Source organism: Proteus myxofaciens ATCC 19692 (assembly GCF_001654855.1).
Lineage (GTDB): Bacteria > Pseudomonadota > Gammaproteobacteria > Enterobacterales > Enterobacteriaceae > Proteus > Proteus myxofaciens.
Genome location: NZ_LXEN01000005.1, coordinates 1 through 22,070, shown reverse-complemented (window position 1 = coordinate 22,070; position 22,070 = coordinate 1). Strand labels below are relative to the sequence as shown.

25 protein-coding genes are annotated in these 22,070 nt (G+C 39.6%); 22 read left to right on the top strand and 3 right to left on the bottom strand.

Annotated elements, in window-relative coordinates; all coding sequences use genetic code 11:
• Nucleotides 1-20 precede the first annotated feature (20 nt).
• The 19 genes from M983_RS00470 to M983_RS16905 all read left to right on the top strand — a co-directional run bounded on the left by M983_RS00470 (nt 21) and on the right by M983_RS16905 (nt 13,763).
• Nucleotides 21-335, top strand: a complete 315-nt coding sequence (locus M983_RS00470; RefSeq protein ID WP_425415155.1) for a phage holin family protein — start codon at nt 21-23, stop codon at nt 333-335.
• Entirely contained in the window at nt 328-732 is a 405-nt protein-coding gene (locus M983_RS00465) for a M15 family metallopeptidase (RefSeq protein ID WP_066745360.1), read from the top strand. Before M983_RS00470 ends, M983_RS00465 begins: the two co-directional genes overlap by 8 nt.
• Nucleotides 729-1,244 carry a lysis protein gene (locus tag M983_RS17325; protein ID WP_066745358.1) on the top strand — a complete coding sequence of 172 codons (516 nt, stop codon included), beginning with the start codon at nt 729-731 and terminating at the stop codon, nt 1,242-1,244. Before M983_RS00465 ends, M983_RS17325 begins: the two co-directional genes overlap by 4 nt.
• Nucleotides 1,207-1,644, top strand: coding sequence for a phage tail protein (locus tag M983_RS00455; protein WP_066745356.1), 438 nt, complete (start codon nt 1,207-1,209; stop codon nt 1,642-1,644). Before M983_RS17325 ends, M983_RS00455 begins: the two co-directional genes overlap by 38 nt.
• Entirely contained in the window at nt 1,634-2,269 is a 636-nt protein-coding gene (locus M983_RS00450; protein ID WP_066745353.1) for a phage virion morphogenesis protein, read from the top strand. The genes M983_RS00455 and M983_RS00450 overlap by 11 nt, the downstream gene beginning before the upstream one ends.
• Nucleotides 2,270-2,334: 65 nt before the next feature.
• On the top strand, nt 2,335-2,961 hold the full coding sequence (locus M983_RS00445; protein ID WP_066745350.1) for a phage baseplate assembly protein V: 627 nt from the start codon (nt 2,335-2,337) through the stop codon (nt 2,959-2,961).
• Entirely contained in the window at nt 2,958-3,296 is a 339-nt protein-coding gene (locus M983_RS00440) for a GPW/gp25 family protein (RefSeq protein ID WP_066745347.1), read from the top strand. The genes M983_RS00445 and M983_RS00440 overlap by 4 nt, the downstream gene beginning before the upstream one ends.
• 1 nt (nt 3,297) lies before the next feature.
• Nucleotides 3,298-4,206, top strand: coding sequence for a baseplate assembly protein (locus M983_RS00435; RefSeq protein WP_066745344.1), 909 nt, complete (start codon nt 3,298-3,300; stop codon nt 4,204-4,206).
• Nucleotides 4,199-4,810: a phage tail protein I gene (locus tag M983_RS00430; RefSeq protein WP_066745341.1), complete on the top strand. Its 612-nt coding sequence runs from the start codon at nt 4,199-4,201 to the stop codon at nt 4,808-4,810. The genes M983_RS00435 and M983_RS00430 overlap by 8 nt, the downstream gene beginning before the upstream one ends.
• On the top strand, nt 4,800-6,416 hold the full coding sequence (locus M983_RS17735) for a phage tail-collar fiber domain-containing protein (RefSeq protein WP_066745338.1): 1,617 nt from the start codon (nt 4,800-4,802) through the stop codon (nt 6,414-6,416). The genes M983_RS00430 and M983_RS17735 overlap by 11 nt, the downstream gene beginning before the upstream one ends.
• 19 nt (nt 6,417-6,435) lie before the next feature.
• A complete protein-coding gene (locus M983_RS00420) occupies nt 6,436-6,837 on the top strand; it encodes a tail fiber assembly protein (protein WP_066745330.1) in 402 nt (133 codons plus the stop codon).
• Nucleotides 6,838-6,929: 92 nt separating this feature from the next.
• A complete protein-coding gene (locus M983_RS00415; RefSeq protein WP_066745327.1) occupies nt 6,930-8,102 on the top strand; it encodes a phage tail sheath protein in 1,173 nt (390 codons plus the stop codon).
• Nucleotides 8,103-8,105: 3 nt separating this feature from the next.
• Nucleotides 8,106-8,621 carry a phage major tail tube protein gene (locus M983_RS00410; protein ID WP_066745324.1) on the top strand — a complete coding sequence of 172 codons (516 nt, stop codon included), beginning with the start codon at nt 8,106-8,108 and terminating at the stop codon, nt 8,619-8,621.
• 19 nt (nt 8,622-8,640) lie between these two features.
• Complete coding sequence (locus tag M983_RS00405) at nt 8,641-8,988, top strand: phage tail assembly protein (RefSeq protein WP_066745321.1); 348 nt, start codon at nt 8,641-8,643, stop codon at nt 8,986-8,988.
• Entirely contained in the window at nt 8,874-9,122 is a 249-nt protein-coding gene (locus tag M983_RS18045) for a GpE family phage tail protein (RefSeq protein WP_425415156.1), read from the top strand. The genes M983_RS00405 and M983_RS18045 overlap by 115 nt, the downstream gene beginning before the upstream one ends.
• Entirely contained in the window at nt 9,115-11,940 is a 2,826-nt protein-coding gene (locus M983_RS00400; protein WP_066745317.1) for a phage tail tape measure protein, read from the top strand. The genes M983_RS18045 and M983_RS00400 overlap by 8 nt, the downstream gene beginning before the upstream one ends.
• Entirely contained in the window at nt 11,940-12,404 is a 465-nt protein-coding gene (locus M983_RS00395) for a phage tail protein (protein WP_066745314.1), read from the top strand. Before M983_RS00400 ends, M983_RS00395 begins: the two co-directional genes overlap by 1 nt.
• The gene (locus M983_RS00390; RefSeq protein ID WP_066745311.1) at nt 12,404-13,501 is read left to right on the top strand and encodes a phage late control D family protein; all 1,098 of its coding nucleotides are present in this window, start codon (nt 12,404-12,406) and stop codon (nt 13,499-13,501) included. Before M983_RS00395 ends, M983_RS00390 begins: the two co-directional genes overlap by 1 nt.
• A gap of 52 nt (nt 13,502-13,553) precedes the next feature.
• Entirely contained in the window at nt 13,554-13,763 is a 210-nt protein-coding gene (locus M983_RS16905; protein ID WP_074388124.1) for an ogr/Delta-like zinc finger family protein, read from the top strand.
• A 146-nt stretch (nt 13,764-13,909) separates the two neighbouring features.
• Here M983_RS16905 and M983_RS00385 read toward each other — a convergent pair whose 3' ends face one another.
• The gene (locus tag M983_RS00385) at nt 13,910-14,923 is read right to left on the bottom strand and encodes a BsuBI/PstI family type II restriction endonuclease (protein ID WP_210433217.1); all 1,014 of its coding nucleotides are present in this window, start codon (nt 14,921-14,923) and stop codon (nt 13,910-13,912) included.
• 91 nt (nt 14,924-15,014) lie between these two features.
• Here M983_RS00385 and M983_RS00380 point away from each other — a divergent pair, with 91 nt between their 5' ends.
• Nucleotides 15,015-16,529 (top strand): Eco57I restriction-modification methylase domain-containing protein, encoded by a 1,515-nt coding sequence (locus tag M983_RS00380; protein WP_066745308.1) that lies wholly within the window; start codon nt 15,015-15,017, stop codon nt 16,527-16,529.
• Nucleotides 16,530-16,925: 396 nt separating this feature from the next.
• Here M983_RS00380 and M983_RS00375 read toward each other — a convergent pair whose 3' ends face one another.
• Nucleotides 16,926-17,810 carry a PhzF family phenazine biosynthesis protein gene (locus M983_RS00375; protein ID WP_066745305.1) on the bottom strand — a complete coding sequence of 295 codons (885 nt, stop codon included), beginning with the start codon at nt 17,808-17,810 and terminating at the stop codon, nt 16,926-16,928.
• 272 nt (nt 17,811-18,082) lie between these two features.
• On the opposite strand from M983_RS00375, the gene M983_RS00370 reads away from it, so the two are divergent.
• Nucleotides 18,083-19,447 carry a hypothetical protein gene (locus M983_RS00370; RefSeq protein ID WP_157091901.1) on the top strand — a complete coding sequence of 455 codons (1,365 nt, stop codon included), beginning with the start codon at nt 18,083-18,085 and terminating at the stop codon, nt 19,445-19,447.
• 64 nt (nt 19,448-19,511) lie between these two features.
• Nucleotides 19,512-20,963 (top strand): AMP nucleosidase, encoded by a 1,452-nt coding sequence (locus M983_RS00365; RefSeq protein ID WP_066745299.1) that lies wholly within the window; start codon nt 19,512-19,514, stop codon nt 20,961-20,963.
• A 106-nt stretch (nt 20,964-21,069) separates the two neighbouring features.
• Here the strand turns inward: M983_RS00365 and M983_RS00360 are convergent, their stop codons facing one another.
• Nucleotides 21,070-22,062: a tyrosine-type recombinase/integrase gene (locus tag M983_RS00360; protein WP_066745465.1), complete on the bottom strand. Its 993-nt coding sequence runs from the start codon at nt 22,060-22,062 to the stop codon at nt 21,070-21,072.
• Between the last annotated feature and the right edge of the window lie 8 nt (nt 22,063-22,070).

Here is a 22,070-nt window from a genome sequence, read left to right as displayed (position 1 = left end):
CCCCTTTAAGGGGGAAAGGTATGAAGAAAATGCCCTATAAAGATCCAAATAATATTAATTGGCTAACCGCGTTATTAGTTAGCTTAATGGCACTTTTTGGCAGTATCGCCAGTTATGCCAACAAGGTACTCAATGGGGAGTCATTCCGCGTTGGTATTTTAATTGCGCAAATTATTGTCTCCATGTTTGCCGGTATGTTTGTTCTGCTGGGTGCGAGTTATTTTCATTGGCAAATGGAGATAGCCGGTAGCTTTGCGGGTATGGCGGGCTGGTCTGGTGCTGCATTAGTCAGTGCGTTAGAAAAACGATTCTTAAGGAAAGTTTCCGGTGAATAAATTTATCTTTAGTCAGCGCAGTAAACATAATCTTAGTGGCGTTAACCCGTTATTAGTGAAAATTGCGTATCGTGCATTAGAAATCTCTACGGCAGACTTTGCAGTGATTGAAGGTGTTCGCACACTTGAAAAGCAAAAAGAAAATGTGAAAAAAGGCGTTTCAAAAACATTAGACAGCCGTCATTTAACAGGCGATGCCATTGATATTTTACCCTCTGCAATTAAGCCGGGAATGGAATGGCAACCGCATTTTTTTGAACCGGTATTAATGGCATTCAAACAAGCTGCGGATGAAGAAGGGGTAACATTGCGTTTCGGCAAAAACTGGAAAAATGACCCCAAGTTACCCGTTGAAACCCGTTTTACTGATTATCCTCATATCGAGATCCCACGATGAAATGGCACGTACTAATAGGTATTGTGGCGGGTGTGATGGGATTGCTACTGATATTTAAGTTTGACGCTTTGCTTACTGAAAATAGCCAGCTTAAGGGTGACAACCTTGTCCTTAAGCAAAACGTTATCAATCATAAAAATGTGATTGAACACTATCAGGAAGAACTCACCCGCTTATCAGAATTGGATAAACAGCATACAAAGGCGCTAACTGATGCAAAAAATGATATTAGCCAGCTTAATGATGAGTTGCGTAATCACACTAAACGGGTGTACATCAAAGCCGATTGCCCCAACCCCGATAATCACACCACCGCCACCGCCGGCATGGGTGATGCAACCCCCGCACGACTTACCGAAACGGCTCAACAAGATTATTTACGTCTCCTCGAAATGATGGCAGAAAATAAGGCACAAACGGAATATTTAATTGATTACACAAATCGATTATTACAATACATCAATGAGTTAAGTTATGAAAAAGCCTGCCAATCTACACGATACCTTAATTAACAAGGTCGCCTATTTAGGTGAAAACCCCGATAGGCTCTACACCTTTATTGACGGTGGGGCGATTGTGGCAACCGGTGCCCGCAGTCAATCTTATGAATATCAATACAACCTCAATATTATTATTGATGATTATCCCGGTGACCAAGATGTGTTAATGGCGGTGATCATTGGTTGGATTGAACAGCATCAACCTGATATTTTCCTTAATCCCGATAAACGCCAAAGTCATTTTACCTTTGATGCCTTTATTGATAGTCACCAGACCGCCAGTATTAGTATTGATTTAAAGTTAACCGAGCGAGTCCTCGTTAATATGCAAGCGGATAAACTCGTTGTTGGTGCCATTGAAGAGCCGGCTGATCCGTTTGAGAGTTGGGAGAGTGTGGCTCATGAACGCTGATGATTTCAGTCCGTTAACCCAAGCGTTAGCCGCCATGTTGGCAAAAGCGTCACCTAATGAACGTAAAAAATTAGCCCGTGAAATTGCCCGTGATTTACGCAAAAGCAATTTACAACGTATTCGCGCCCAAAAAAATCCCGATGGAACAGCATTCACCAAACGAAAAGCCTCAACGGTTACCGTATTACGGGGAATGAAATTTGTCTGGAAAGGGCAAGCGCGCAGTTTAAAAAATTGGCGATTACGCAAAACGAAAAAAGGTGAGGTGATCACCGGATATGATTTAGAAAAGAAAGCCGAACGCAGTTTTTATAAGCGCGATATTTTACGTTTTATTGAAGTGAAAAAAGACAAAATCAGCACCGCAAAGCCCAACAAACAGACTCGCATGTTTAAGCGTTTAGCCACTGCCCGTTATTTGCGCATGTCGGCTAATGATAACGGTGTCTCTCTCTCTTTTGCCCCTCAAGTTGCGGGCATTGCTGCCGTACATCATTACGGTTTAAAAGAACGTGTGCGGGGCAAGTCATTAGAAATTCAATACCCTGAAAGAAAGCTATTAGGCTTTTCACCGGCGGATATCAAACATATCGAAAATCAATTATTGGAATTTCTTTCCCGTTAATTGTCCAGTCTTTGAAACAATCCCAACCCCGTGCATTTTTTTATTTCTCGTTGCACATTGCGGGTATGAATATCGCAGAACTTATCCGAAAAATACAAAACTTGATCCGTACTGGCGTGGTGATTGATGTCAGTGCGGAAAAAGGGTGCCGAGTTAAAACGGGCGACAATGAAACCGACTGGCGCCCATGGCTCACTGCGCGTGCAGGAAAATCGTGTTCATGGTGGGCGCCCAGTGTCGGCGAACAAGTGTTATTGCTGTCTATCGGTGGTGATTTAACCACCTCGTTTGTGTTGCCAGCGATATTTAGTGACGATTTTTCAGAGCCATCAACCTCATTAACAGCCCATCGCCATGAGTATGACGATGGTGCAGTGATTGAATATGAGCCAGCAACAGGGGCGCTAATAGTCACAGGAATTAAAACCGCCGAGATTGAAGCTAGCGAATCGGTCACAGTCACATCCCCCGACATTACGTGTGTCGCGACAAGCAAAATCACCCTTGATACACCGGCCGTTATTTGCACCAACAATTTAACGACCGGATCACTGACGGTGCAAAAAGGCGGCACAATGACCGGTAATATTACCCATTCTGGCGGGCAAATGTCTTCTAATGGCGTGGTGGTTTCAGCCCATACTCACGGTGGCGTGCGTACCGGTGATGGTAATACGGGGAAACCGCAATGAACTATCTCGGTATGAACGCACAAACCGGTGAACGTATTACCGATATTGAACACGTTCGCCAGTCGGTGAGAGATATTTTTAACACCCCCATTGGTAGCCGATTGATGCGCCGTGAATATGGCAGTTTGCTTGACGATTTAATAGACGGCCCTGTTAACGCCAAGATGCGACTGCAATTAATGTCGGCGTGTTACACCGCGGTTTATCGTTGGGAGCCACGTATTGTGATGACCGCCATTGATATTCATAGCCAACACGAACAGGTGATTGTGGATATCACCGGCTATTACGTCCATAACCAACAACTGATTACTTTCTCATTACCGGTGACATAACATGCCAACGATTAACTTAAGCCAATTAACGCCACCCGATGTGATTGAGTCGTTAGATGCAGAGCAACTCTTGCGTGAACGCAAAACGGCGTTGATTGCTGCGATGCCAGTCCATTTACGTGATGCGGTTGCTAACACGTTATCATTAGAGTCTGAACCGCTAACTAAGCTGTTAGAAGAAAATGTCTATCGTGAGTTGCTATTGCGCCAGCGTATTAATGAGTCTGCCCGTGCGGTCATGGTGGCGTATGCGAAAGGGGCGGATTTAGACCAATTAGCCGCGAATTATAATTTATCGCGTCTAGTGTTACGCCCCGCCAATCCCAAAACTATTCCGCCTACACCAGCGCTTTTAGAGTCTGATGATGATTTGCGTTTACGCATTCCTGCCGCCTTTGAGGGGTTAAGCGTTGCGGGGCCAGTGGGAAGTTATGAATTTCATGCTCGTAGCGCTGACGGTCGGGTGTCCGATGTATCCGCGATCAGTCCAACGCCAGCAAATGTCACTATCTCGGTATTATCTCGTGAGGGTGACGGCACCGCATCCGAAGAATTACTGCGCATTGTTGAGCACGCGTTAAACGATGAAGATGTGCGACCGGTTGCTGACCGCATCAAAGTACAATCCGCCAAAATCATCCCTTATCAAATTGACGCCACATTATTTCTTTTTCCGGGGCCTGAGTCAGAGCCGATACGCAAAGAGGCTAATCGACGTCTGACGCAATACATCACAGAACAACACCGCTTAGGGCGTGATATTCGTTTGTCGGCGATTTATGCCGCATTGCATGTGGCAGGGGTGCAACGTGTGGAATTAAAACAACCCACTAAAGACGTGGTACTTGATAAAACTCAAGCCTCGTATTGCACCCAAAGTACATTAACCATTGGTGGCTCGGATGAATAGCCTATTACCGTCAGGCAGTAGTCCATTAGAAAAGGCGGCCGCCATTGCCTGTCAATCCTTGCAAACCTTGCCCGTGCCATTGCGCCAATTATGGAACGCCAGCACATGCCCCGTTGATTTATTGCCGTATCTCGCATGGGCTTGGTCAGTGGATCGATGGGATGAAAACTGGTCTGAATCCGTTAAACGTCAAGTAGTACAAGATTCGATGTTTATTCACCGACACAAGGGCACCATTGGCGCGCTTAAGCGTGTGGTTGAGCCACTCGGTTACATCATCAAAGTCACGGAGTGGTGGCAAACCGACGATCCACCGGGCACATTTCGCCTTGATGTGGGTGTGCAGGAAAACGGTATTACCCAAGAAATTTATGACGAATTAGAGCGTTTGATTGCCGATGCCCGCCCTGTTAGTCGGCATCTATTAGGGTTATCCATCAACCTTGATTCACAGGGTGAGTTTTATCTTTCCGCCGCCACCTTTAGCGGTGATGAATTAACCGTTTACCCCTATTTTGTAGAAGAGATTACTGTGTCTGGTACGCCATTAACGGCGGTCGGCGTACACATTATTGATAAAGTTGAGGTCGCACATGAGCGCTAAATTTTTTGCCTTATTAACCGTGATTGGTGCCAATAAGTTGGCAAAAGCCACGGCATTAGGTACCACCTTAAAAATCACCCATATGGCGGTGGGTGACGGTGGCGGAACGTTACCAACACCCGACACACAACAAACTAAACTCGTGGGTGAGAAACGCCGTGCGGGATTAAATACCTTATTTGTTGATCCGAAAAATGACAGCCAGATTATTGCTGAACAAGTGATCCCTGAAAATGAAGGCGGTTACTGGATACGTGAAATTGGGTTGTTTGATGATGAAGGCAGTTTAATTGCGGTAGGTAATTGCCCTGAAACCTATAAGCCCCAATTGCAAGAGGGAAGCGGGCGAACACAAACGATTAGAATGATATTAACTATCAGTCATACTGAATCTGTTGAGTTAAAAGTTGACCCCTCGGTGATATTGGCGACTCGTGATTTTGTCAATGATGCCATTGAAAGCGCCTCTAAAGAAATATTAAAAGAGGTTAAAGAAACTTATGCCACAAAAGAAGAAGTCAAAAAGAAATTTAATATCGACAATGTGGTGCATGAAAAAGGCGCATCAAAAGAAAAAGTGATTAGTCAATTTGGCACGACAGAGCTTTTTCAACCAAAAGGTGATTATGCATTGGTTGGATCGTCCTACACAAAAAAGGAAAGTGATGGCCGATATCAAGCCAAAGGTAACTATCAACCTGCGGGAAACTATGCCAATAAAGGGGATAGTTACATCAAAACTGAAAGCGATGGACGATATCAAGCAAAAGGTAATTATGCCCCAGCAGGCAATTATGCATTAGTTGGTGATTCATATACCAAGATAGAATCAGATGGTAGATATCAAGCTAAAGGTAGTTCTGTACCTAATACCCGAAAAGTTAATGGGAAAGCATTAAGTGATGATATTAATATCACTTCACAAGATATTTTTGGTGATCAAGCTATTTACATTAATGCTAATCAAAACTTAGATAACTATAAAACACCCGGAGTTTATTGTCAGTCATTTAATGCTAACACTTCTATTGCTTTAAATTATCCTGAAGCATCGGCGGGTACATTACTCATTGTGAAAAATGCGGGGATCACTCAGCTTTATTATGTGTATGATTCAAGTCGTATTTATTCTCGTGCTCAATATTCTAACGGCGGTTGGTCGCCTTGGGCTAGGGAATACAACACTCAAAACAAACCCTCCGCAAGTGATGTAGGAGCTTACTCTAAAGGGGAGTCTAACGCTATTTTTGCACGAAATGATAACGTTTGGTCAACCACATCATCAGATGCCAGATACCAACCTAAAGGAAATTATGGCGCTAAGAGTACAGCAAATAAATCATCAAGTGGTTGGTGGAAGTGCGGTGACACCGGGATGATTATTCAATGGGGAAATACCGGAAATATTTCCCGTGATGGTAATAAAGTGATTACATTTCCGCTTGCCTTTCCAACAATATGCGTATCTGTTACCTCGGTTGCTGCTAGACGTAATGGCGATCAGTTTAATAACGGAATATCAGTAGAAAGTCTGACGAAAACAACATGTAACTTTGTGCATCAATCTTATGATAATAGTTATCATTGGATGGCCATTGGGTATTGATTTGATAAAGGGGAAGATTATGTTTTACTCAGCGTCGTATTCAGGTTTTTATAGTCAAGAGATACACGGAAAGGACATTCCTAAAGATGCAAAAGAAATTACACAAGAACGCTATATAGAATTATTAGCGGGGCAATCAGAAGGTAAAAATATCTCACATAATAATGAAGGCTATCCCATTTTATTGGAACAACCAAAACCAGATAAAAACCAGTTAATAGATTTAGCTAAAAAAGATAAAGACAATTTATTACAGTGGGCTAACAACAAATTACAACCCTTAAATGATGCATATGAGCTAGGTTCTATTTTGCCAAAAGAAGTAGAGCGTAGAGTAAATTTAATGAAATTTAGGGTGGCTATTTCTAGAATTGATGTTTCATTAGCCCCCGATATCGAGTGGCCACAGAAACCAGAATAACCCTTGTATCATTCCTCAAACAATCCCGCTTTCGTGCAATTTACCCGCTAATTTTTCATGCTACACGGACACAGTTATAGGAGTCCGTGAGCATGGCACAAGATTATCATCACGGTGTACGTATCGTTGAAATTAACGAGGGTACACGCCCCATTCGTACTATTAGTACCGCTATTATCGGCGTGGTTTGCACCGCTGATGATGCGGACGAAAAAACCTTTCCTTTAAACAAACCCGTCTTACTAACGGATATTTCACAGGCTATCGGTAAAGCTGGGAAAACCGGCACCTTAGCCAGTACCTTAAAAGCCATTTCCGACCAAGCTAAACCCATCACCATTGTGGTGCGTGTAGAGCAAGGCGAAAGTGAAGCGGAAACCACCACTAATATTATCGGTGGCACTACCGACGAGGGGCTAAAAACAGGCTTACAAGCCCTGTTAGCATCACAAGCCCAACACGGTATTAAGCCTCGTATTATTGGCGTACCCGGTCATGATACGTTAGCGGTTGCCAATGAAATTGCCGTGATTTGTCAAAAACTCCGTGCCTTTGGCTATGTGTCTGCTTACGACTGTAAAAATATTAGCGAAGCAGTTAAATATCGTGACAACTTTGGTCAACGCGAATTGATGGTGATTTTTCCTGATTTCACCTCATGGGATAGTACCACCAACAGCGAATCAACCGCTTACGCCACGGCGCGTGCGCTAGGTTTACGTGCCAAATTAGACAATGATATTGGCTGGCATAAAACCCTGTCTAACATCACGGTTAACGGTGTCACGAGCATTTCTAAAGATATCTACTGGGATTTACAAGACCCCGCTACCGATGCCGGTTTACTGAATGAAAAAGGCGTCACTACGCTTATTCGTCGTGATGGTTTTCGTTTTTGGGGTTCGCGTACCTGTTCAGATGATCCACTGTTTACGTTTGAATCTTACACCCGAACTGCGCAAGTCCTCGCTGACACGATGGCAGAAGGGCAAATGTGGGCGATTGATAAACCGTTAACACCCTCTTTAGCGCGGGATATCGTTGAAACCATCAATGCAAAATTACGTTCGCTGGTCAGTCAGGGGTATTTGTTAGGCGGTGAATGTTGGTATGACCCGACATCAAATAGCAAAGAAGAACTGAAAGACGGCAAGCTCACACTGGATTATGACTATACGCCAGTGCCACCAATGGAAAATCTGATGTTACGTCAGCGTATTACCGATAAATACCTGATGGATTTCGGTAACAAAATCAAGGGGTAAATCATGGCATTACCACGCAAGCTAAAGAATTTTAATGTATTTATTAACGGTAATAATTATGTCGGTGTTGCCGAAGAATTTACATTACCCAAAATCACCCGCAAGTTAGAAGCCTATCGCGGGGGCGGTATGAATGGTTCGGTGCAGATTGATATGGGTCTTGATGATGGTGCACTAGACAGTGAGTTTACTCTCGGCGGTGCTGATATTGACGTTTACCGTCAATGGGGTGCCTCAACCATTGATGCGGTTCAATTGCGTTTATGTGGCGCTTATCAGCGTGATGATACGGGGGAAACATTAGCCGTTGAAGTGGTTCTCCGTGGTCGTTATAGCGAAATTGATGGCGGTAACTGGAAATCGGGCGACAACACACAAACCAAAGTCACCGTAAAACCCACTTACTACAAGTTAGTGATGGACGGCCAAGAAATCATTGAGATTGATATCGTCAATATGGTGGAAAAAGTGGACGGTAAAGACTTATTGCAAGCACAGCGTGACGCGCTGGGGCTTTAATTAAATGCGGAAAAAGAACATGAAAGAGTCAATCAAAGAACAAAACCAAGAACAAATTGAATGGGTTGTTGTGAATGGCGACCAAGCCACGGTGACATTAGAGCAACCGATTATGCGCGGTGAAACGAAAATTGACAAAGTGACCGTGATTAAACCCAATTCAGGGGCGTTACGCGGTGTGCGTTTACAGCCTTTAATGGATATGGATGTTGATAGCATGATGCAGATATTACCCCGTATTACGATGCCAACATTAACAAAACAAGATGTGTTGTCATTAACTGCGGGCGACTTGGTAAACCTGAGTGTGCAGGTGGTCAATTTTTTATTACCGAAGTCGGTTATGCCCGATTCCCCAGTGAATTAACCACCGATGAACTGGCGGCAGATATTGCCGTCATTTTTCACTGGTCACCGGCAGACACTGACAAAATGAGCCTTTCAGAATTATTGTCGTGGCGCTATCAAGCGGCGAAACGTAGCGGACAACAAGATGAGTAACTTAAAATTACAAGTTGTACTAAGTGCGGTTGATAAATTAACCGCACCGTTTCGCAGTGCGCAAGAAAGTAATAAACGATTGGCGTCCGCTGTGCGCCAGTCGCGTGACTCGTTAAAAACACTGAATCAGCAAGCCTCACAAATTGACGGCTTTCGCAAAATTAAACAGCAGTTAACCTCCACACAGCAAGCATATCAATCCGCCACACAGCGTGTTGCCACCCTCGCCAGAGAAATTGCCAGCAGTGAAAACCCTACTAAAAAACAGTTAGAGGCGTTTAAAAAAGCCCAACGGGAAGCGGGGCAACTCAAAACGAAATATGAGCAATTACAGCAGTCGGTACAGCGACAGCGTTCGGCATTACAAGCGAATGGCATTTCAACAAACCAACTCGGGGAAGCACAACGGCGACTTAATAGTGATATTGAACGCACCACGCAACAGCTCCGTCGGCAAGAAAACCAGTTAAAGCGAAGTGCCGAACAAGAAAGGCGCATGGCGGCGGCTAAATCGCAGTATCAAAAGACCCTTGATACCCGTAATAAAATGGCGGGCACCGGTGCCACGATGACGGCAACGGGTGCGGGTATGTTGTATACCGCGAAACAAACGATGATGCCGGGGTATGATTTTAATGTGGGTATGTCAAAGGTGCAGGCATTAACGCGCTTAGATAAAAATTCTGATGAATTTAAGATGTTGCGTGAGCAAGCGCGAGAGCTAGGCGCGACCACGGCATTTACGGCTAATCAAGTGGCGCAAGGTCAAGCATTCTATGCGATGGCGGGCTTTAAACCTGAGCAAATTAAAAATGCTATGCCGGGCACATTGGCAATGTCATTAGCCGGTGATATTGATTTAGGTACCACGGCAGATATTGGCTCTAATATCTTAACCGGCTTTAAGCTCGATTCCGATCAAATGGGACGAGTGAGTGATGTACTAGTTGGTGCCTTTACTCGTTCAAATACCAGTTTAACCATGCTTGGCGACACCATGAAATATGTCGCACCGGTTGCGTCAGGGTTAGGCGTCGATTTAGAAACCGCAGCAGCTGCAACAGGTAAATTGGGTGATGCGGGTATCCAAGGCTCGATGGCAGGTACCTCATTACGGGCCATTTTAGGTAGATTGGCAGAGCCTCCGAAACAAGCCGCTAAAGCGTTAGAAGAACTCGGCATTAAAACCCGTGATGCTAAAGGGAATTTACGCGATTTCCCTGAACTGTTAGCCGAATTAGATAAAAAAACCGCAAAAATGGGTAATGCGCAACGGGCAGGATTCTTTAAACATATTGCGGGTGAAGAAGCTTTTTCTGCATTATCCGTACTGGCAGAACAAGCTGGCAAAGGGGAGTTGCAAACCCTAATCGCTGATTTGAAGAAAGCCAAAGGCGAAGCCCAAAAAGTCGCGGGCACCATGACAGATAACTTAAGCGGGGATATGAAAAACCTGCAATCTGCATGGGAAGATTTAGGCATTCAAATGTTTGACGGCATTGATAGCCCACTGCGAGAATTTTCACAAAGTATCACTAATGTGATAACTAAAGTTGGCGTATGGATGAAAGAAAATCCTGAATTGGCTAAAACGTTAACTATGATCGGTTTAGCGATAGCGGGCATTATTACCACCCTCGGTATTATTTCGTTATCCATTGCCGCCATGTTAGGGCCGTTAGCAATGGCGAAACTCAGTTTATCGGTTTTAGGCATTAAAGGCGGTAGCGCATTAACATTACTATTAAAGCCCATAAAATTATTAGGTAGTGCTTTTTTATGGTTGGGTAAAGCCATGTTAGCTAACCCTATTTTATTGGCTATTGCCGCTATTGCGGGCGCGTTTTATCTGATTTATAAAAATTGGGATACCTTAGCGCCCTATGCCTATAAAGTATGGGATAAGATTAAAAAATTTATTTCTGAGGCATGGGACGCGATTAAATACATTTTTCTAAATTGGACGCCAGTAGGATTAATTATCCAGTATTGGGATAACATTACTGGATATACTAAAAATGCATGGGCGTATGTTAAAGCAATTATCTCTGGTATATGGGAAGGGATTAAAGCCTTTTTCATGACACAAACTTTACCCGGACTTATTTATAGTAATTGGGATCAAATCGTTAAGTACACCAAGGAAAAGTGGGAATTCCTTAAAACAACAATATCGACTAAATGGGATGAGATTGTCGAAGATACCAAAGCGTTACCAGCTAAATTTTTACAGTTTGGTAGCGACCTGATTGATTCCATTATTCAGGGAATTAAAAATAAATGGTCAGACTTTAAAAATAGTATTGGCGAATTGGCAACCGCCGCGAAAGAAGCGCTGACCCCTGATTTTATGAAAAGTGACGATCCTAAAGTGCAGTCGGCGTTAGATTCTTACAATAACAACTTTGCCGGCATGTATGATTCAGGGGGTTATATTCCCCGTGGTCAGTTTGGTATCGCCGGTGAAAATGGTCCTGAAATTGTCGAAGGTCCTGCCAATATTACCAGTCGTAAACATACCGCCATGCTAGCGGCCGCTGCATTATCATTAGGCAGTGCCTTTTCATTACAGGCACAAAATGCCCCGTTACACCCGTACAGTTTGCCCGTTGAAAACTATCGTACGGCACCGGCTAACGTCAATATTCAGCAACAGCGTTATCAAAGTGCGCCGGCACATTATGAAATTAATATTCATCCTCAACCAAATCAATCCGCGCAAGATATCGCAAAGATAGTCATGATGGAAATCGAACGCCGTGAGCGTGACAAGCAAGCACGATTAAATAGCCGTTATCAAGACAGTGAGGTGTGGTAATGATGGCAGCACTTGGGGTATTTGTGTTTGAGTTACGCACCGTACCTTATCAATCGCTACAAAAACAACAAACGTGGCGACATGGTTTTACTCAACGTGTCGCACGCCGACCGGCACAACAATTTATTGGTCCTGATACCGATGTAATCACCTTGTCGGGTGCGCTTTATCCCTCATTAACTGGCGGTAAAGTGTCATTGTTAGCGTTGGAGCTAATGGCGGATAGTGGTAAAGCGTGGTCGTTTATTGATGGTACGGGCACTATTCACGGGATGTTTGTGATCACCGATTTACAACGGACTCACACCGAATTTTTCCAAGATGGTGCCGCTAGAAAAATTGATTTCTCACTGACATTAAAACGAGTGGATGACTCTATCAGTCAGATGTTGGGGGATTTAAACGACCAATTAGGCATGATGGCCAATGGTGCCGGTGAAGCGATGAAAGGGGTTTTATCATAATGTTGCCAGAAATGATCACCGGTAAAAGTAGCACACCGGATTTTGTGTTAATTGCCGGTGACAAAGATATCAGCGCCAAAATTCAAGGGCGATTAATTTCTCTTTCATTAACAGATAACCGGGGCTTTGAAGCTGACCGGCTTGATATTGAGTTAGATGATTCTGACAGCGCATTAATGATGCCAAAACGGGGTGAGGTATTAACCTTACATCTTGGTTGGCAAGGTGAAAATCTTATTCATAAAGGCGCGTTTACAGTCGATGAGATAGAGCATTCAGGTGTACCGGATAAAATGACATTGCGCGCCCGTAGTGCCGATTTTAGAGCAACGCTGAATGTGCGCCGTGAAATGTCTTACCATCAAAAAACATTAGGCGATATCGTGAGAACCATTGCAGGGCGTAATCATGTCACGGCGGTGGTTGATCCTGGTCTTGATACGGTAAAGATTGAACATATCGATCAGACCAATGAGTCAGACGGTAGTTTTTTAACGCGCTTAGGGCAATTAAACGGTGCCACCGCCTGTGTTAAAAACGGCAATTTGCTGTTTATGGTGCAAGGGGGTAATACTACCGCTAGCGGTCAAGCGTTACCTTTAGTACAAATTACCCGCAGTGTGGGGGATGGACACCGTTTTTCATTAGTAGATAGGGGCGCTTATACTGGCGTGACGGCCAATTATTTAAATACCCGTAAACCGCAAGAGAAAACACAATCACAAATTCGACGCAGAAAACCCACTACCGATAAACCGAAAAAAGAAGAAGAGAAACAAGGGGAGTATCTTGTTGGTGAAGAAGGTAACGTGATGGTGTTGTCTCACACTTACGCGAGTAAAACTAATGCCGAACGTGCCGCGAAAGCTGCTTGGGAAAAAATACAGCGAGGGGTTGCTTCTTTTAGTATTACGCTGGCGAAAGGGCGTGCGGACCTCTTTCCTGAATTACCGGTACAAGTTAGCGGATTTAAGCCTGAGATTAATGATGCAAATTGGACGTTGGTTACGGTGAGTCATTCCCTGAACAATAGTGGGTTTACCACCTCGTTAGAATTAGAAGTTAAAAGCAGTGATATAGAGATGGATAAGGAATAGCGCCTGTGTATAATTACAGGTAATTTCCACATCATAAAGAGGTAACCCATTTATGATGATTTGTCCTGTTTGTGGTCATGCCGCGCATACTCGTAGTAGTCAGCAAATATCTTCCGATACCAAAGAACGTTATAACCAGTGCCAGAATATCAATTGTGGCGCAACGTTCGTCAGTCATGAAACCGTAACGCGGTTTATTTCAAAGCCTCAATTGATTGAGCGAGTAGAGCCACATGGAATACAGGGTTCATTGGAATTGTGATTGAAATATTAGCTGTAGAACCGAGATATTATTACTATAATGTTAAAACTATTGTACATTGATAATTTTATAATCCCGATGGGATGAATTACTAAAGTTACATCGGGATGAAAAAATACTCTTTATGATATTATATCAAAAATACCTTAATTTGATTTTGTATCATGTGGGCCTAAGAAACGGTCACCATTGAAATGGATCATATGATCTGGATTATCAGCAATCCAAACCTCAGTTTCCCATGCAATGTTTGCCGCATTTTTTCTGAACTCTGTACGTGTTGGGAAAGCAGTAACATACACTTTACCTACTGTACATGATGACAAGGCAGTTTCAAGTTCTAGCCAGCGTTTAGGACTAACAGGGCCATGGGATGTAACCGCTTCTATTAAAAATAACCACTTACGCTTCTCATCGTAGACAACAACATCTGGCAATTTGTCGTGTGACATGGGGGGCACACCTAATATTTTTAAATATTCGCTATCTAAAACCATTAATTTTCCACCTTCATTACGACTACTTGCAGTATCACCAATATATAAAATTTTACCCATATCACCAACGAAACGAGGGCAAAACTCATGAACGATATCAGCATGAAGTTGGTTATGCTCTCCCGGTGAAAGAGTTATTTGTGTACCATCTAATAATCTTATTGGGATTCTATCTTTAGCGAGTGCTCGCTCATATAACTCTTGAAGACTCGGAACATGGGTTAAAAACTGTTGAATTAACTCTTTCCAATTACCATTGGGATAATTATGAAGAATATCAATAATTACTTGATTTAAAGAATAATTATTGTCTTTGCTGTTTGTGGCCCGAGAGGGAAGATCTCTATTTCTATCAACAATTCTAGCTTGTTCAAACTGATGTAAAGTTTGACGTCTGATTGTTTCACGCGAATTTGGTTTATAGTCCTTACCGTATTCAATTCGGATAAACTCCATGATGCTTACTGTCGGTAATAAAGGGGCTTTGGCTTCTTTCCAGCTATCTTCAGGCTTAATATTAGCCAAAGCTAATAAAACCCAACCAGATCTATCATTATACTGTTGGGGTGGTAAACCAAGCGCTTTTAGTATCTCTTTAGCTTCTTTTAATTTTTGTTCTTTCATTTCTTTAAATTCAGTAAATTGTGATACAAAGTTGGTCAACTCTACACTATATGCAGGCATTTTACTTTATTAAGTGGGGCTTTTTTGAGATACTCATCATATTAAATATCACTGTATAAATGCACACTATATGACTGAAGCTGCAACACAATTATCTATATCTCTTAATATATTAGTAGACTCAATAAGAGAGGCTGCTAATAGCACTCTAGATGAAAGCCTTCGCTCAAAATTAGGGCAGTTCATGTCGTCATCAGCGGTGTCTGAATTAATGGCAAATTTATTTGAATCATATGATGGAGATCATGAACTTTTAGATGCTGGTGCTGGTGTTGGTTCATTAACAGCAGCTTTTGTTCAAAACTCAGTATTAAAAGGAGCAAAAAGTATACATTCTACGTGTTATGAAATATCAGATGTTATGCTCAATAATTTAACACAGGTTCTTGATTTGTGTAAAAATAAAGCGATTGAGTTTGGTGTCGATTGGCAACATCAAGTTATACAAGATGATTTTATTAAGATATCAGTTGAAGAGTTACTTGTTGAAAATTATTCCCCTAAATATAATAAAGCAATTTTAAATCCGCCGTATCTTAAAATAGCCGCTAAGGGTAAAGAACGTATATTACTAAAAAAAATAGGTATTAATACTGGTAATTTATATTCTGCTTTTGTAGCTTTGGCCATTAAACAGCTTAAAACTGGGGGAGAATTAGTAGCAATTACACCACGTTCATTTTGTAATGGGCCATATTTTACGGATTTTCGTAAATTAATACTAAATGAATGTTCATTAAATAAAATACATGTTTTTAATAGTCGGAGATCAACATTTAAATCTGATAATGTATTACAAGAGAATATAATTTATCATTTGACGAAAGATGAACCACAAAGAGATACAGTTACTATATATTCAAGCTCATGTGCAGATGATCCAAATCCGACAGTTTTTGAAGTTCCTTTTAATGAAATTGTACAGCCTAATAATCCAGATCAGTTTATTCATATTATTACAAGTGTTCAGGAAAGGACGTTAGCAAATAAAGCCGGTGGATTACCATGTTCATTAACAGATCTTGGTATTCAAGTGAGCACAGGAAAGATTGTAGATTTTCGAACTAAAGAAAATTTGTCCATAGGTTATGTACCTAACTCAGTACCGTTGATATTTCCTCAACATTTACAAAATCGTTCTATTATTTGGCCGATTACTAAAGGGAAAAAACCAAATGCTTTATTGATTAATAAATCTACAGATAATTTAGTAGTACCAAATGGTACATATGTTCTTACTCGCCGACTAACAGCTAAAGAAGAAAAAAGAAGGATAGTTGCATCTATTTATCATTCAGATATTGCTAATGTTAGTACAGTAGGTTTTGATAATAAATTAAATTACTTTCATGAAAATGGAAACTCACTTGATATTAATTTAGCTAAAGGTTTGTGGGTATTTTTAAATAGCACTCTAATAGATGAATATTTCAGACAAATGAATGGGCATACTCAAGTAAATGCTACTGATTTACGAGCTTTACGCTACCCAACTAGAAAGCAGCTAGAGAATATTGCTAATCAGATAAATTTCATTGAATTTGATCAAGACAAAGTTGATGAAATAATAGAACAGTTATTATAGCCTTAAGGTGGTGTTTGGTTAGATAATTAAAGGCATGCGAAAAGCCTCTCTTTCAAGAGGCTTTCCGAAGTGTGGTCAATATGTGGACATTGACGCTGACTAAATCCTTTTATATCAGTATATTAAGCTTATTTAAAACGCTTCACTTAGCGCCTTTGATTACCTTATCCGCACGAGCGAAAAATAAGCAAATCAAAGATAATCAATAAGTTATAGAGAAAGGCATCTTTTTTAAGATGCCTTTTTTTGTACATAAAATCATCAAAATAGCCTTAAAAGTGCCCTAAAGCGTCCAAGTGTGGACAATATGTGGACATATTAAATGAGGCATATCACTAATTCAGTCATATCTTTATATGCTACTGCAAAGTGGCTATCGGTTTTGTATTAATATCTTTATTCTTGTAAAAAGCTAATCTTTTTGACTCCTATCAAGGTAGCTTGTCCTCCAACCCTGACACATTGGATTTTTTGATGTTGCTTTTCTATCATAACTTCAATGCGCGATGAGGACTTCATTTCTCTGCCTTGCTCTAATACAAAATGTGTTTCATTTGGAAAAACATGTTTAACTAAATAACATCCTAACGCACCACTTGCGCTACCTGTTGCTGATTCTTCATTGATACCATATAAAGGTGCGAAGTTTCTACAATGAGCAGTAATAGAAGGCTCATTGCTTAATTCAAAGACATGAAATCCGATAGTATTAAATTCGCGACTTAATACAGATATAGCATCAAAATTAGGTTGTAATTTATCTAATTGGCCAGATTGAACGGGAACAATAATATCGGGTAACCCTGTTGAAATAATTTCTATAGGTAAACCCGTTTTAATAATAACATTCGATTTTATTCCTAATGATAAAGCAATATCTTCGATACTAGGTGCCTGTCGATAGGTGGGTAAAGTTTGGCTCATCACAATATTATCTGAATTAATTGTTACGTTAAGCACTCCTGCTTTTGTTTTTTGTGTATAACTTCCCTGCTTTAAACGGTTAAGAGAAGATAACGTAAAAAATACAGCTAATGTAGCATGACCACAAAAATCAACTTCGCCTTCTGGTGTAAAAAATTCCACCTTAAAATCAGTATCATTTCCAGTATAGACAAAAGCTGTTTCTGAAAATCCGATATTTTTAGCGATGGCAGTTTTTTGCTCATCACTCATATCAGGAGCATCGAGGACAACGCCAGCAGGGTTACCACCAGAATTATTTAGACAAAATGAATTGACAAGGTGTACGTCAACATAGTGAACTATTGAGGATTGCATACATATTCCAGTATAGAGTATAGATAGTATTCATTTTTTATAAAAATATACCATGTCATAAATTAAAAAACATAAAATATCTTGGCAATGCGAGTTTTGTTATTCGTATGATAGAGATAAGATCACATATTTTAGATGAAAGTAAAAAGTAACTTACTATTAAGATTAGATTTATAGATGAAATATTTTATTATGTTCTCTTTTTTATATAAATATTAAAGCCAACCCAATAATATTATAATTATTTTTAATAAAAAAGGTGATATATGACTATGATGGTTAATGTTGGAGAAGTGAAAGTCACACCTCAAAAAATAGAAAAAATGAAAACTTGTGATGATGTATCATCAGCATTAACAATATGGGAAAAAATAAAAAAATTCTTTCATATTGGCAATATAGAAGAAAAAGAAAAAATATTAACATTAATAAAAGATGTTTTTATTAGTAATGACGTAAATATATACCAAAAAGTAAAAAAATTTGAAGATATAAAAAATCTAGTTAAAAACAATGAAGATAAAAAATATTTCACGATAAATCTAGAAAATAATTCTCCTTATTTATCTATAGAAAATCACATTAAATATTGTTTAAAAACAAATGAAAATATTGCTGAGATTGAAAAAATAAAAAATATACAAGATAATATTTCACTTGTAAAAGTATGTAAGAACGAAAATTTTGATTCGAACGCGATTTGTGAATATTTATTTCTATTGATTTCAAATAAAGAAGAAGATCATTTTTTTGATGAACTCGGTGGTTTAAATAAAGATTATATTGATTCCGAAGAGCTAAGAAAGGACTTAATTGAATTTATAGCATCAGATATGAGAAATAAAATAAAAGGGAACATAATCAATCATTCAATCTTTAAAGAAGATGTTATTAATACGTTAAACAAGAAAAAAATCAATTACCAGATTGAACCTAATAATCTTTTAAATGAATTAAATAAAGCAGTACGTTCTGATAAAGAAAGATTGCAACATAATGAAACAGCAATAGATAAAATCACAAAAACGGTGGTGACTGATTTACCAAGAATGGAATTCTTAATTTCTAATGAAGAAGTAACTGACGGTAATTTTGATAAAATCGCAACTCTTTTTAAAGAAGAATCGGATGAAAAGAAAGTATTAATATACAATCTAATTTCTCAAGGCGTATTTCAATTAGTCAAAGACTCATTTCAGGCTGATGATCCTATGATTACAATAGGTGTATCTCTACTAAAGGGACGTTCGAGAATAAATATTGATAAAGATGGAGATAATATAAATATTAAAGTTTTTAATCAAAAAACATTAGAAACTGCTGATAGAAATGGCATAAAAAATGCTTCAATATTTTTATCTGAATATATAGATAAGGGACTGTCTCCATATACGCAAAATCATGTTAATTTATTAAATTTTTTAATTAATAATCTTAATGAAAAACCAACTAATTTAAATGAAATATTAAATGTTATTGAAGAAAACGAAGAAAATAATGAGCTGTTATCGATTTTCACTCATATGACTATGCTAGAAGAAGAAACACAACTGGCTTTTACGTATAATTCAGAAAATAAAGAGATAGTTATCGATAAAAGAAATAGCTATTATGAATATTCTTATCTAAATAGTTAGCACTATGGTACAAAGATGCTTCTTGCTATGATGTAGCTATCTAAAATAAGCAAGAGTCTCTTTTATGTCACAACCACAAAGCCAAGAAATCAGTCATACAATAACAAAGTTAAAAGAGCTATATCAACATGCAGTAGACTCATTACGTGATGCAATTAATGCTTATGTCCAAGAAGGAAAACTGCCTGATATAAAACAAAGAGCAGAGGGGCTTTTCTCTTATCCTCAATTAACTGTTCGTTGGTATGGCGAAATAAAAAATGATGATAAAACGAGAGCTTATGGAAGGCTCTCCCGACTAGGAACGTATTCTACAACGGTTACTAATCCTTCATTATTTGAAAACTATTTAACAGAACAATTGCAATTAATAGCTGATACTTATCATGCAACATTTGAAGTAAGTGCATCTAAACAAGAAATTCCTTATCCTTTTGTTATTGATGGTATGGGTATCGGTTTTGATAGAGCAATGAGTGCTTCATTAGCAAAATATTTTCCTACAACTGATCTCTCAAAAATAGGTGATGAGATCACTGATGGTCTTATTTTTGATAAAGAAGAATTACCGCTTTCTCATTTTGATGCATTACGTACTGACTTTTCATTAGCACGTTTAAAACATTATACAGGTACACAGCCTGAAGATGTTCAGCCCTATATCTTATTTACTAATTATAATCGTTATGTAGATGAATTTGTTCGCTGGGCAAGTATGCAAGTTGCTGATAAAAATAGTCCTTATTGCGCTCTTTCATGTGCAGGTTTTCAAACAATAACAGCTGACACGACAGATCCTGAAAAGTTAATCTCAGATTTAACTTGGAAAAAATATCAAATGCCTGCTTATCATTTAATTGCTAAAGAAGGCCCAGGAATTACTTTAATTAATATTGGTGTAGGTCCATCAAATGCAAAAACAATATGCGATCATTTAGCTGTTTTACGGCCTCATGTATGGCTAATGATTGGGCATTGTGGTGGATTACGTGAAAGCCAATTAATTGGTGACTATGTCTTAGCTCATGCTTATTTACGAGATGATCATATTTTAGATGATGTATTACCGCCAGATATCCCGATCCCAAATATTGCAGAAGTACAGCGTGCTATTTATGATGCGACTAAAAAAGTAAGTGGAAAACCAGGTCATGAAATTAAACAACGGTTAAGAACAGGCACTGTAGTTACAACAGATGATCGAAATTGGGAATTGCGCTTTTCAGCAACAGCAAGACGATTTAGTTTAAGTAGAGCCGTTGCTGTTGATATGGAAAGTGCAACTATTGCAGCGCAAGGATACCGTTTCAGAGTTCCTTATGGCACTTTATTATGTGTATCAGATAAACCATTACATGGTGAAATTAAATTACCAGGTCAAGCGAATCATTTTTATGAAGGTGCAGTATCAGAACATCTACAAATCGGTATTCAATCTATTGAACTACTGAAAGAAGAAGAAGAGCATTTACATTCGCGTAAATTACGAACATTTAATGAGCCCCCATTTAGATAATTAATATAGATACCCTGTAAAGCCCACAATAAATATTTAAATAAATAGTGGGCTTTATTTTATTAAAATATAGTGGATAGCCAATCATGAGAAACAAAATATAAAGTTAGAAACGTAAATGTCGTGCAGCTTTTCTTAAGCGATCATCTCCACGCCTATCATAGCGTTGAGTTGTCATAATACTTGCGTGTCCCATAGCATCTTTTACTGTGACTATATCTTCACCATTATCAAGTAATGCTGAGGCAAATGTTCTACGCAAATCATGAGGAGCAAATTTATCAATACCACTTTCTTGTTGGCGAATATCTAAAATATAGTAAATAGCTTGGTCAGTTATTCTCTCACTTGTTACATCATCAAATCTTCTAATACGAGTAAAAAGTGCGCCATCTTGAGAACCTCTTATTTCATCAACCCAAAGTTGAACTCTTTCCCATGTATCTTCTGGCATATAAGAGATTCGTTCTTTGTTTCCTTTTCCTCGAACAATAAAAGCCTGATCGCGAAATTGAATATGTTCATAATTTAACGCCACGATTTCAGAACGACGCAAACCACAGCCTAATAATACGCTTAAAATAGCAGCATCTCTTAATCCTTTAGAAGAACTGTCTTTTTCACAACAAGCAAATAGGGCACGTATTTCACGATGAGTTAATGCTCGCCCTTTAGGTAAACGACTCCCTTTTACTGATTTAACTTGTCGAATATGTTGATAACTTTCGGTATCAATTTGCTTCATTGTCCAAGCTTCTAAAGCAACACCTTTTAAAGCTGCTAAATAAGTATTAATTGTTGCTGGTGCTTTATTTGCATCAGATAACATTTCAATAATTGCTTGAATATGATGACGGCGAAGCGCTCCCCATTGGCAATTTTTCAATGAAGTAAAACCAATCATTTTGGCAACGATGGTTAAAAACGAGCCCATAGTTTGACGACTGCGTTTAGAACCTAAACTCATCAAATAAGCCAATGCCGGATTATTATGAGCAGGTGAGGTAAATGTTGCATCAAGATCCAATAATGTCTGATTTTGAGACAATACAAGTGATGTTTCGGGTATTAATTCTGGATCGTCGTGGTGAAATTTCACTGCTATTT